This is a genomic window from Occallatibacter sp. FHG110214_02 (assembly GCF_059115385.1).
The window spans coordinates 1-12,061 of record NZ_JBZYWK010000041.1; the positions used below are offsets into that span (position 1 = coordinate 1).

A 12,061-nucleotide genomic window follows, 5' to 3' on the forward strand; every position below is an offset into this window, starting at 1 on the left:
GCTTTCTGTCTTTCCAGACCACAAAAAAGTTTTTTCGCGCTATTTTTTCTGAAAAGTAACCACTTTTCAGAAACCTGTTAACCAATCAATAAGCACCAAGTTCCGCACCTAACCAATTGATTTAAAACGCATTACGAGAAAGCCAACAGCACCGGGCGCATTAGAAACAAAAAGCAGGCCGGGGATTTATCCCCGGCAATCAAGGCCAAAAGAAAGCACTGAGGCTTTAGCCCCTGAGACATGTTTTTGAATCTCTGCGCATCAGGCAGGAGGCCCCCCTCTTGATACCGGGACTGTGAAACTGTGAACCCACCTCAAACCTCAGAAAAAAGGAAAGAAATTTTATTTTTTTGAGAAAGTAACCACTTTTCCCAAACCTGTTAACGAATCAATAAACACCCAAACCGCTCCATATATAAAACAAAATAAACGTGTTAACCAAAACAAGAGCCCCGGCATAGCCGAGGCTCTCAAATCCCACAAGACAGGCGGCCAAAAGCCGCAGCCCGCCGTGCGCGCAGCACCACCTAGTGTGCGATGAAGTACATAATCCAGCTCAACAGGATAGTTGAGCCGATAAAGAGCACGAAGCAGTAGATGCCATACCGCAGCATCTTCTTCGGCGTATCACGCATGGTGACGCCAAAAACGGCAGAGGCAAAAAGCGCAAACAGCGCCACGGCAGTGAAGTGAGAAGGATGCATTCCTAAGCCTTCCTCCCCGTGCGCAGGTTATGCGCGTCCACCGCGGCAATCACATTCAGCAGCCCGGCAACCACGATAAAACGCGTGCCCCAGTCCTGCGCCGTCACTTGCACATCCGTCGCGCCAAGCCCGGCAGCGCGGGCAACCACAAAGAGCAGTCCGTTGCCGAGGTCGCCCACCATGCCCAGCGCTTCCAGAATGTCGTGGAAGTTGCCGTAGATCTTGCCCTGCATGGCCAGCCCCGTCACAAACATGCCCAGGATGGAAGCAGCCAGCACCGCGCCGCGCCCCCACTTGCCAATCAGAAAATGTCCCGCGCCCGGAACCAGCCACCCGGCAATCAGAGGCAGATACACAAAGCCCTGATTCCCTGATGCCTTAGCCGAAGCGCCGTTGATTTGTGGAGTTGCCATGCTGTTTTGACTATACCAGTGGAAAGTGGACAGGTTACAGGTGACAGCAAAACCACGATGTATCTGCCAGCTACCACCTGTAACCCGTTATCTGAAGCCTAAATACGAACAAGCTCCCTCTGAATCGCACCAGTCACCCAAGCCTCGCCCGGTGACGTCAGCATATCGATCTCGCTACGTACGCCAAACTCAGGCAGATAGATTCCCGGCTCCACCGAGAAGCACGTATTCGGCAGAATCAGCCGTTCATCATGCGTCTCAAGATTATCGAGATGCGCACCCGGCCCATGAATCTCCAGCGAGATGTTGTGCCCCGTGCGATGCGTAAAGTATTCGCCAAAACCAGCGTTGCGAATCACCGCCCGCGCCGCATCATCGCCCTCGAAGCCGTGAACCGTGCGGCCCGCGGCAAAAGCAGCCTCAATTACAGAGATAGCAGCATCCCGAGCATCACGAACCGTAGTAAACACAAGCTGCTCACGTTCCGTAGGCTCACGCCCAATCACGCCAGTCCACGTAATGTCGTAAAAAATCGCGTCAGGCTTATCCAGCTTGCCCCAGATATCAATAAGGAGAAAGTCGCCCTCATGAATCGCAGAAGATTTTTCAGCCGTAGGCTCATAGTGCGAGTCCGAGCTGTTCTCATTCACGCTGACATTCGGCCCGTTCTCCCAGATGAGCCCTTCGCGCCGCATGCCCTCGCTGAGCCACTGCACCATGTCGAACTCGGTAACAACGCCCGCCTTGCCATTCGCAGGCCGCAAGCGCCGCCCAATCTCTTTCCAGCCCTCAGCCAGCACGGCGTCAATCGCCTTCTGCGCAACCGCATGCGTGGCCTTCTGCTCTTCCGTCAGCACAGCCTCAAACTGGCTGACAAGATCAGCTGAACTAAAAATGGTCTTGCCAATCGAACGCAAAAACTCCACCGTTCCCGCATCCACCATCGAAACATACATAATTGTGTTGTTCGGCGAGTACTGCATGGCCAGCTTCGTCGAACCCGCAAGAATGCTTTCCAGCCCCGCGGCAAGCTCCTGCCAACTCGAGTACTGCAGCTTCTTCCCCGGCAGCGAATCCAACCGCCCCTGCTCAATGCGATGCACAAGCTTCTGCGGCTCACCATTCGCGGGAATGAAATAGTAATACCGCCGCGTAATATGCGCCTTCGGGTCCAGCCCCAAAATGCGCTCGCCGATGGGATCGCGGTGGTGATGATCGTAAAAAAGCCAGCCGTCGTAGTTGGCTTCACGCAGGGCTGTTTGAATAGCCGTCAGGTTCATAGTCAGATTTTAGTTCTCTGCGGCGACAAGCATCCCTCCAGGGACAAATCCCAGTCTCGCTTGACATAAAGCTGACAAAAACTGGATGCGTTTCCCGTTGACACTATACTTAGACATCTATATAAAGACGTCTAAGTATGGCAAAAGCAAAAACAGATTCGCTACAGGGTTCCCTCGACCTGCTTGTGCTGAAGATTCTTTCGCGCAGGCCCAAGCTGCACGGCTACGCCATCATGGCAGCCATTGCGGATATTTCGGACGAAGTGCTGCGCGCCGAGGAAGGCTCACTCTACCCGGCGCTCTACCGCATGGAAGAAGCCGGCTGGATTCGAGCCGAGTGGATCAAGAAAGAGAGTGGCCGACGCGCGCGCATCTACGAGCTAACGGCTGCCGGCAAAAAACAATTAGGAGCGGAAGAGTCGCGCTGGGCTGCCATCAGTTCAGCCATCAATCGAGTCTTGCTGGAGGCTTAATATGTCGCTCTGGTCGCGGATTGGAAATGTCTTTCGCGGGGATAAAGTCAACCGCGAAATTGCAGAAGAGTTTGAGTCACACATCGAGGAAGCAATCGCGGAGGGGCGCGACCCCATCGAAGCACGCCGCGCTTTTGGTTTTGCATTGCAGCAGCGAGAAACAAGCCACACCATCCGCGTAGCTGGTTGGCTGGAAAGTTTTCTGCAAGACACCGCTTACGGCGTGCGTTCGATGCTGCGGAGCAAATCACTTACGATTGTCGCACTGCTCTCGCTAGCTCTCGGCATCGGCGCAAATACGGCGATTTTCAGTTTGCTGGATGCGGTGCTGCTGCGCTCGCTGCCGGTGAAGGAGCCGCAGCAGCTAATGCTACTGGGGACGGCGGAGGACAACGGCATCAGTAATGCGTTTGGAAATACTCTGCTCTACTCCTATCCGTTTTATCGCCAGTTTCAAAAGCAGAACTCAATATTCTCCGAAACTGCCGCCATCTTCAGCATGCGAAATATCATTCACGGCTTTATCGGAAATGACACCACCTCTATACCAATGAGAGTGCAGCTTGTTTCAGGCACGTATTTCTCGACGCTGGGTGTGGAAGCACAGCTAGGGCGTGTATTGAGCGATGCGGATGACAACTCGGAAGGTGACCATCCTGTAGCGGTAGTGAGCGATGCGTGGTGGAAACACGCGATGGGCAAAGATCCAGCAGTAATGGGGCGCACACTGAAGATGGACAACACGATATTCACGATTGTGGGCGTTGCCCCGACGGATTTTTTCGGAACAACAGTGGGCGATGCGCCGGATATCTGGGTTCCGCTTTCGATGATGAAGTCTGTGCCGCCTCACCACGATGGGTACAAGAACAATTTCTCAGAATCGCTGTACATCATCGGCCGCATGAAGCCGGGTGTTACGGCGGAGCAGGCAAAGGCGAATATAAATGTGCTGTTCCGGCAGATTTATCTGAGCTTTACAGACAGGAAACCGACCCAGCGTGAGCTGACGAACCTGAACAACGCGCATGTACCGCTGACGCCGATGGCGACGGGGATTTCATGGCTGCGAAGGCAGTTCTCGGAGCCGCTGCAACTGCTGATGGGTATTGTGGCTCTGGTGTTGCTGATTGCGTGCACGAACATCGCGAATCTGCTGCTGGCGCGGGCTACGGCGCGGGCGCGAGAAATTGCTGTCCGCCAGGCGCTTGGGGCGCAGCGCGGACGGATTATCCGGCAACTGCTAACAGAAAGTTTGATTCTTGCACTTGCAGGCGGCGCATTGGGAGTTGTTTTTGCTATGGGCGCAAGCCAACTGCTGCTGCGTATGGTTTCGGATGGCCCCGAAGTGGTGCCACTGCAAGTGAAACTCAATACTACGGTACTGCTGTTTACGCTAGGCATTACAGTGGCCACGGCGCTGCTGTTTGGAACGATTCCGGCCTTTCGCGCGACGCATGTAGAGCTTACGGAGACGCTGAAGGAAGGGCGCGGCATGGTGAAGGGCGGCACGAAGAATCTGCTGGCCCGCACGATGGTGGTATTGCAGGTGGCGCTTTCACTGGTGCTGGTGGTAGGCGCGAGCTTGTTTCTGCGAAGCCTAATCAACCTGACGAACGTGGATACGGGGTTCGATCGTGAGAATGTGTTGCGAATGCAGATCGACGAGAGCTCTGTCGGGTACAAGAGAGACGAGCCTCGGCTCACGGAACTGTTCCAGAAGATTGAGGAGCAGGTAAGCGCATTGCCAGGGGTGCGTGCAGCAAGTTTTTCTGACTTTGTGTTTCATGAAGGCAGTTGGAATGGCTGGATCACCGTACCGGGAATGGCCGTGAACTATGACGCGAATGTAAAGCACAACGTTGTCGGCAATGGATACTTTGCTACCATGCGGATTCCGCTGGTCGTGGGACGTACCTTTGGGCCACAGGATACAGCGAAGTCTCCACACGTGGCGGTTATCAACGAGTACATGGCGAAGACGCTGTTTCCGGAAGGCTCTCCGATTGGCAAGAGCTACCATCTGGGAGACACAAATAGCGCGTTGGTGCAGGTTGTGGGCGTTGTGAAGGATGTGAAGTTTGGCAGCCTGGATGAAGCAACGACGCCTATTGACTACATCTCCCACGTGCAGATTCCGAGCGGATATCTGAATGACTTCAGCGTGCGGTACACAGGTAATTTCGGCCCCATTGCCGACGCTGTACAGAAGACGATTCACTCGATTGACCACAGCTTACCGATTACAGATGTAACGACACTCGACGAACAAGTTGCACGGTCAGTGACAAACCAGCGGGTGGTGGCGCAGCTTTCTATCTTCTTTGGAGGGCTGGCGGTATTTCTTTCGTGCATCGGGATTTATGGGTTGATGTCGTACATCGTGAGCCAGCGGACGAATGAGATTGGCATCCGCATGGCGCTGGGCGCGGCGCAATCGAACGTGCGCTGGCTGGTGATGCGCGAGATTGCCGTGATGGTGCTGCTGGGGATCGCGGTTGGCGTGCCGGTTACGCTGGCGGGCGGAAAGCTGGTCACGCACATGCTTTTCGGGTTGAAGGATAAAGATCCGCTTAGTATTGCTGTCGCCATCGGCGTGCTGCTGGTTGTTGGAGTGATTGCGGGGTATTTTCCAGCACGGCGTGCTTCGCGGGTGGATCCGATGGTAGCGCTGAGGTATGAATAGGGGCTAGAAAGCAAGGACAACAGCAAAACCTCAGGGCCTGAAGGCCATTTCTGTTTCTGCTGCTGATTGCCAGGGATAAATCCCCGGCCTACCTTTTGTTCATTGCGCCATAGATTGGAAATTAGAGAGCTGCGAGCGCAGCGGTCTGGTCGGGAAAGAGACCGGCGTACTTGGTGATGCCGACCATGGTGAAGACCTTGGTGAAGTGAGGCGAGAGACCGTACGCCAGTACCTTCTGCCCGGCATTCGATGCTTCAATAAGAAGCTGAATCACCAGCGCGATGCCGCTTGAGTTGATGTAATCAACCTTGGTGAAGTCGAGCAGGATGTTTTTGACGGTAGCCTTGGGCAACGCCTGATAGGTACCGAGCACGGCTTCCTTGGAAGTGCTGGCGATATCGCCCTCAAAGCGGAGCACGCTGACAGGCTGGCCTGCCGCGGAGGTAATCTGGTCAACTTTGGACTTGGTATCGGTCTGCACGTTCAATCTTCTCCATAAAGCTTTATTGGGTAGGTGGGTCGAGGCGAACCACGAGGCGGACGTAGCTGCCTTTGCCGTTCTGGCCGGCAACCCACTCGGCCTCGTCCACCAGGGCCTGGATTAAGAACATACCCATGCCACGCGGGTCTTCTTCGCCATGTATCTTCTTGTCGATGTCCGGCTTGTGCGGAAGGGTGTGGATGCCGCGGCCATCGTCGAGAACTTTGATTTCGAGGGCGTCTTCGCCGGCACTGAGTAAGACGCCGACCTGCAGGCCTTCATTTAACTTGTTGCCGTGTTCGATGGCATTGATGCAGGCCTCGGCAATGGCGGTCTTGAGGTCTTCTATGCGGTCTTCGCGGAAGCCCATGAGCTTGGCCACGGAGGCAGCGGTGCTCATGGCTACTTTTTCGTAGCCGAGCCGCGACGGCAGGCGGACTTCTACGCTGGTTGGTTTTCCGCTCACGCCAAAACCTCCCCGGTACTATTAAACCCGGATGGGTTGGACTCCACTCGCGACAGCACAAGCGCTGTCATATCATCCGATTGCGGGCTGCCATTGGAGAATTTCTCAATGGCCGTCCACAATGCAACGAGAATATCATCGGCCTTGCCCGACGGATACTGAGAAAAGTTGTCTATCAGCCTTTCGGAACCAAATTCCTCGTCCCCGTGGAAGGCTTCCGTTAGACCGTCGGTATAGAAAAGCAGCTTGGAACCGGGCGGAAGAGTGCAGCGCTCGCTGGAGTAGCTCATGCCGGGAAGCAGGCCGAGAGGCGTACCAACTGCTTCAAGCTGGTGCAACGTGCCGTCCGGGTGCAGAACAAAGCCGGGATTGTGGCCAGCGTTAACGGCTTCAAGCTCGCCAGCGGTGGGGTTGAAGCGCGCCAGAATGGCTGTGACGTAGCGGCGGCGCGATTCCTCGCCTTCCTGCCAGTGATGCTGGTTCATGCGGGCGGCAATTTCCGCGAGCGGGAGGCCGCTGGCGGCTGCTGCGCGGAAGGCGGAACGGAAGCTGACGGAGACGATGGCGGAGGCCAGTCCTTTGCCGGCTACGTCGGCTACGACAAGCAGCAGATCGCCATCAGGCAGCTCGACGATATCTAAATAGTCGCCGCCTACTTCATAGCAGGTGGCAGATTTGAAGCCAAGCGAGTAGCCGGGGACAGACGGTAGCCGCTGCGGCAGGAGCGAGCGCTGAATGTTGCGGGCGGCGTCCAAATCCTGTTGAAGGCGGGCAAACTCTACATTGCGCTTGTGGTTGCGGGCGTTTTCGAGAGCGACGGCGGCTTGCAGCGCCAAACCTTCCAGAAAATCTGATTCGTAGAGGGTGAGCGTGCGACCTTCCGGAGCGGCAACCACCAGGTCCGTCATTGAGCGGCCATCGCGGTCATTGAGCGGAAAGCAGGGGTTGGCTGTATCGGCTTCATCGATGCGGCCATAGCTGAGTCCTGCGCCGGGAAAAGCTGCGCCAGCCATTTCCAGCTCGCGAACCACGATGCGGAGAACGGATTCGAGCACTGCTTCTTCGCTGATTGTCGAGTGGACCTGGCGCGATGCCTCTAACAAGGCCTGGAGACGCGCAACTTGCTGCTGCAGGTCCAGTGTCTGGCCATTCGCGGTCGGGTTGGGGTCCGAAAGTTCGACCTGTGGCGCCATGCGGAGTCTCCGTGGAATCTCAATGTATCACGGAGAAACAGCTTTTAGCTTTTAGCCGCTAGCTCCTAGCTGGATTCGTTCTACGCTTGCAATCCAGGCTAGAACAGGCAATTTTGCGTCAGGAGGCTGCGTTGAGAACGGCACGGATGTCCTGTGTTTCCAGGATGGGTTTGGGGTAGCCACGCCGGGCTACGGCGAGCATGGCTTGACCGATTTCTCGGGTGTCGAGGACATATTGCGGCAGAAGCCAGTGGAGGAAGCGCACTAACGGCCACGCATAGGTGTAGACGACGCGATAGGCGGGGGTGCGGGACTGGATGTTGTCGCGAGCTTCAATCAGGCCGGGGCGGAACATGTAGGCCTTGAGCGGCAGGCGGAGGAGTGCGTTTTCCGTACGACCTTTGACGCGGGCCCACATGGTTCTTCCCTTCTCTGTGGAGTCGGTGCTGGCTCCGGAGACAAAGGCGAAGACCATGCCGGGGTTGAGACGGCTGAGAGTTTCGGCGGCGGCCATGGTGTAGTCATAGGTGATGCGGGTGTAGTCTGCCTCGTTCATGCCCGCAGATGAGACGCCGAGGCAGAAGAAACAGGCGTCGAGATTGCTGAGGACCGGCTCCATGGCGGAGAAGTTGAGGAAGTCCTTGTGAATGACCTCCTGCAGGCGTGAGTCGCGAAGCTGGGGATTGGATTCCGAGGCGGCGGTGCGACCGATGGCGGTGACCTGTGTGACTTCCTTGTCGCGCAGGCATTCGAGCAGAACTCCCTGGCCGATCATTCCTGTTGCGCCGAAAACTACGATTCGCATGGGCTTCTCCTCTTTCTGGTTATAACCTGTGGTGACGGCGGACAGGCGCGGTGGCTGCATGCAATGCTTTATTCTCGAATCCGATGCGTAAGACACTCTCAGTTGCCATGATTGCCATGAACGAGGAGGCGAATCTGCCCCGTACGCTGGAAAGCGTGAAGTGGGCGGATGAGATCATCGTTGTCGATTCCGGGTCGAAGGACAGGACGCTGGAGATTGCACAGTCGTATGGCGCGAAGACGAGCTATCACGCCTTTGGCGGGCACGGCGAGCAGAAGAATGTGGCCCTGGACCTGTGCACGATGGACTGGATTCTGTTGCTGGATGCGGATGAGGTGCTGACGCCGGAGCTGCAGGAGGAAATCAAGGCTACTCTTGCGGATGAGCCGCATTATGGCGCGTACTGGATTCCGCGGCTGAACCTGATTCTGGGCCGGTGGATGAGGCATGGCGGGTTTTATCCCGACCACAAGCTGCGGCTCTTTAAGCGTGGCGCGGCGCGGTTGAGCGAGGGTGTGGGCCCGCACTCGACGCCGCAGTTTGAAGGGCCGAAGGGCACGCTGAAGCATGACATGCTGCATTATGCGTATCCGGACCTGGTGGTTTATCTCGAACACATGAACAGGTACAGCTCGGAGATTGCCGTGCTGCTGGATAAGCGCGGGAAGAATAGCCGGTCGCTGTTTGCGTTTGTGTGGAATGCGGTGCTGAATCCGGCGGCTACGTTTCTCTATAACTACATCTTCCGGCTGGGCTTTCTGGATGGGCGCGAAGGGCTGCTGCTGCATATTAACCACTCGGTTTACATCCACTGGAAGTTCATTAAAGCATGGTGGATTGCAGCGAGGGGTGAGGGACGAAAGACGAAGGACGAGTAGAACCTGCTTGCAGGTGTTCCGTCTAACCTTTAGGACGGTTTGGTTGAGGTGATGGTGAAGCGGGGAAATCTTCTGGTGGTATTGCTGGGTGCGGCGCTTGGTTTGAGTGCGGCTGTGCCTTGCGCGGCGCAGGATAAGGACAGCTTTACGCCCATGGCGCTGGATGCGGGGTTTGGGCGGATTGATTTGACGCCGCCGACTACGCCTGCGGAAGACATCATCAAGAAGTTTGCTGCGAAGGAATCGGAGTTTCGCGAGGCGCTGAACCACTACACCTATCGCCGGGCGGCGCGGGTGCAGACCGTGGACGATGACAACAAGGTGGACGGCGAGTGGTACCAGGTGGACGATGTTATTTTCGACCCCGATGGCAAGCGCACGGAGCGCACCGTCTTTGCGCCGGGCAATACGCTGGAGCACGTGATTATGACGCCTTCGGATATGCAGGATATTCAGCATGGGTATCCGTTTGTGCTGACTGCCGAGGACATTACCAAGTACGACGTGAAATATGTGGGGCGGCAGAAAGTGGATGAGATTGACTGCTACGTCTTTGAGGTAAGCCCGAAGCAGATTGTGAAGCCGAACCGCTATTTTCAAGGGCGCATCTGGGTGGATGCGGATGACCTGCAGATTGTGGTGACGAACGGGCGGATGGTTCCCGATGACACGCGCAAAGGCAATGAAGACCTGCATCCGCCGTTTATGACGTGGCGGCAGCAGATTGATGGGCACTACTGGTTTCCGGTGTATACGCGGGCGGAAGGTGTGCTGCATTTTTCCGGCGGGCATGGCTCGATGGCGCAGGATGTGCACCTTCGCACCATTATCAAGTACACCGACTACAAGGAGTTCGGCTCGTCAATGCGGATTGTGGATGTGGGCGGCGAAGCTCCTGAAGGACAACCGGCGACTCCTAAAAAGCCGCAGTAAGACAGAGATCAGGGGTCAGGTTTCAGGGATCAGAAATACACAAGCTTTGTGGCTGAGCGTCTGAGGGACTGGTTGCGTCCTTCGGGCAACGGGTGTCCAATTGGATGCTGTAGAACGAAAGACATTATGCGTGCGCTTGCTCTCTTACTCTGCCTGGGCTTGTCTTTGTCTACGCCGGTTTTGGCGACGGCGCAAAGCGCTGCCCTACATCGCGATGGGCTTAACAAGGTTCCGCAGAACATTCTGGATGGGCTCGATGCCCTGCGACGGGGTCTTACGGATGATGCGGAAGCTGCATGGCTGAAAGATTCCGCGCTGTCGCGGGGGGTCGTGAACGGCACCCTGCTTATGTTCAAACAGCATGACGGCGAATATCAGGGGTTTGAAGTGATTGCCACGCAGGATGTTACACAGCGCATTCGCATTCTCTACCTGGCACTCAATTACGAGCAGCAACCGCACTTTGCGAAATTCATTGCGTATCGCACAGGCAAGGAATGGATTTTGCTCAGGCTGGATTTAAATGTAGATCTGACAGCGATGGAGACAGTGCTGGCCAATACGCCGCATAGCTAGGTGGCCATTTATTGCCGGGGCTACCTTTAGGACTCAATGTCTTCGGCTGCGTGATGATTCCCGTATAGTGTTGGAAAATAATGATATATGTATGGATTTTGGTGTTTATTGATTGGTTAACAGGTTGGCGAAAAGTGGTTACTTTGCGGAAAAAATAAAATTTCTTTCCTTTTTTCTGGGTTTGGCTGTGGGTTCAGAGTTTTTTTAGATTGATTGCCGGGATAAATCCCCGGCCTACTTTTACGTCCAATATCCATGTCGTCCTAAATAGTTCGCATAGCATTCTTAGAATCAATAGGATAACTGCGAAATTTGTTGTTTATTGATTCGTTAACAGGTCGGGGAAAAGTGGTTACTTTTCAGAAAAAATGGCCCGAAAAAAACTTTTTGCGGCCTGTAATGACCAACGGCCCGGTTCCAAATGGAACCGGGCCGTTTTCTCTACTCCTTTAAGCTTAGCAAATTCGAGATAATTGAGCGCAAATCTGGAAGAGGTTTTTTCGCTTTTGTTTTCATGGGGTTGCGGGGTTTTTGGGTCGGAGGGGGCTTGACAAAAGTTTCCCACAGGGCAGTTGGGGGGAGGGTAATTGGCGGTGCCTGAGAGATTGTTTGGGGGGCGGTTGAGGTTGGAAAAGCATATCTCAGGCTAAAGCCCCAAGACTCTGTAAGTATGACTGATGTACGGGCTAAAGCCCGTACCCTTCTTCAATGGCTTTGTCCTTTTAATACGATATGGCCGGCACTATTGCCGGGGATAAATCCCCGGCCTACCTAAAACACCTCAGCCTACCTGAGGCCCGGCTAGTGGGCGCGCCTTGTTACGAAAACCGTTGATGCCGATTTCGCGAGCGGGCGCGGCTTAATAGAAGAGGTACTTGCGCCAGCGGTCGTCGCCGCGGCCCAGCATGCGCATGATCTGGCGGCTGGTGTGGAGCGAGAAGGAGCGGGGCTCACGGGCCAGCTTCATGTCGTCCATTTCGTGCAACATGCGGTTGCCTTTGCGACGGTTGCAGCCGTGGCAGCAGGCTACGAGGTTTTCCCAGGTGGAGTTGCCGCCACGGGAGCGCGGGATTACGTGGTCGAGTGTGAGCTCATTGGACGGCAGCACTACGCCGCAGTACTGGCAGGTGTTGCGGTCGCGGAGCAGGATGTTTTTGCGCGAGAGGGCGCGGG

13 protein-coding genes are annotated in these 12,061 nt (G+C 55.5%); 5 read left to right on the top strand and 8 right to left on the bottom strand.

Annotated features, from left to right (window positions below; translation table 11 throughout):
• Positions 1-527: 527 nt before the first annotated feature.
• From AC5S3R_RS19860 to AC5S3R_RS19870, 3 genes are all read right to left on the bottom strand, one after another.
• Positions 528-704, bottom strand: coding sequence for a hypothetical protein (locus AC5S3R_RS19860; RefSeq protein ID WP_494268934.1), 177 nt, complete (start codon positions 702-704; stop codon positions 528-530).
• Between the two features lie 2 nt (positions 705-706).
• Entirely contained in the window at positions 707-1,117 is a 411-nt protein-coding gene (locus tag AC5S3R_RS19865) for a DUF6677 family protein (RefSeq protein ID WP_494268935.1), read from the bottom strand.
• A gap of 98 nt (positions 1,118-1,215) precedes the next feature.
• Complete coding sequence (locus AC5S3R_RS19870; protein ID WP_494268936.1) at positions 1,216-2,397, bottom strand: M24 family metallopeptidase; 1,182 nt, start codon at positions 2,395-2,397, stop codon at positions 1,216-1,218.
• A 137-nt stretch (positions 2,398-2,534) separates the two neighbouring features.
• Between AC5S3R_RS19870 and AC5S3R_RS19875 the strand changes: the two genes are divergently transcribed.
• Together AC5S3R_RS19875 and AC5S3R_RS19880 are read left to right on the top strand one after the other, a co-directional pair.
• Positions 2,535-2,870 carry a PadR family transcriptional regulator gene (locus tag AC5S3R_RS19875; RefSeq protein WP_494268937.1) on the top strand — a complete coding sequence of 112 codons (336 nt, stop codon included), beginning with the start codon at positions 2,535-2,537 and terminating at the stop codon, positions 2,868-2,870.
• Between the two features lies 1 nt (position 2,871).
• Complete coding sequence (locus AC5S3R_RS19880) at positions 2,872-5,556, top strand: ABC transporter permease (RefSeq protein WP_494268938.1); 2,685 nt, start codon at positions 2,872-2,874, stop codon at positions 5,554-5,556.
• 121 nt (positions 5,557-5,677) lie between these two features.
• Here AC5S3R_RS19880 and AC5S3R_RS19885 read toward each other — a convergent pair whose 3' ends face one another.
• The 4 genes from AC5S3R_RS19885 to AC5S3R_RS19900 form a co-directional block, all read right to left on the bottom strand.
• Positions 5,678-6,037, bottom strand: a complete 360-nt coding sequence (locus AC5S3R_RS19885) for an STAS domain-containing protein (protein ID WP_494268947.1) — start codon at positions 6,035-6,037, stop codon at positions 5,678-5,680.
• A 22-nt stretch (positions 6,038-6,059) separates the two neighbouring features.
• A complete protein-coding gene (locus AC5S3R_RS19890; protein WP_494268939.1) occupies positions 6,060-6,503 on the bottom strand; it encodes an ATP-binding protein in 444 nt (147 codons plus the stop codon).
• A complete protein-coding gene (locus AC5S3R_RS19895) occupies positions 6,500-7,696 on the bottom strand; it encodes a PP2C family protein-serine/threonine phosphatase (protein WP_494268940.1) in 1,197 nt (398 codons plus the stop codon). Before AC5S3R_RS19895 ends, AC5S3R_RS19890 begins: the two co-directional genes overlap by 4 nt.
• A 118-nt stretch (positions 7,697-7,814) precedes the next feature.
• Positions 7,815-8,501, bottom strand: a complete 687-nt coding sequence (locus tag AC5S3R_RS19900; RefSeq protein ID WP_494268941.1) for an NAD(P)H-binding protein — start codon at positions 8,499-8,501, stop codon at positions 7,815-7,817.
• 83 nt (positions 8,502-8,584) lie between these two features.
• Between AC5S3R_RS19900 and AC5S3R_RS19905 the strand changes: the two genes are divergently transcribed.
• The 3 genes from AC5S3R_RS19905 to AC5S3R_RS19915 all read left to right on the top strand — a co-directional run bounded on the left by AC5S3R_RS19905 (position 8,585) and on the right by AC5S3R_RS19915 (position 10,888).
• The gene (locus AC5S3R_RS19905) at positions 8,585-9,379 is read left to right on the top strand and encodes a glycosyltransferase family 2 protein (protein ID WP_494268943.1); all 795 of its coding nucleotides are present in this window, start codon (positions 8,585-8,587) and stop codon (positions 9,377-9,379) included.
• 51 nt (positions 9,380-9,430) lie between these two features.
• On the top strand, positions 9,431-10,312 hold the full coding sequence (locus tag AC5S3R_RS19910; protein WP_494268944.1) for a LolA-like protein: 882 nt from the start codon (positions 9,431-9,433) through the stop codon (positions 10,310-10,312).
• A gap of 126 nt (positions 10,313-10,438) precedes the next feature.
• A complete protein-coding gene (locus AC5S3R_RS19915) occupies positions 10,439-10,888 on the top strand; it encodes a hypothetical protein (protein WP_494268945.1) in 450 nt (149 codons plus the stop codon).
• Positions 10,889-11,747: 859 nt separating this feature from the next.
• On the opposite strand, the gene AC5S3R_RS19920 is transcribed toward AC5S3R_RS19915, so the two are convergent.
• On the bottom strand, positions 11,748-12,061 hold a 314-nt coding region (locus tag AC5S3R_RS19920), incomplete at its 5' end, for an HNH endonuclease (RefSeq protein WP_494268946.1).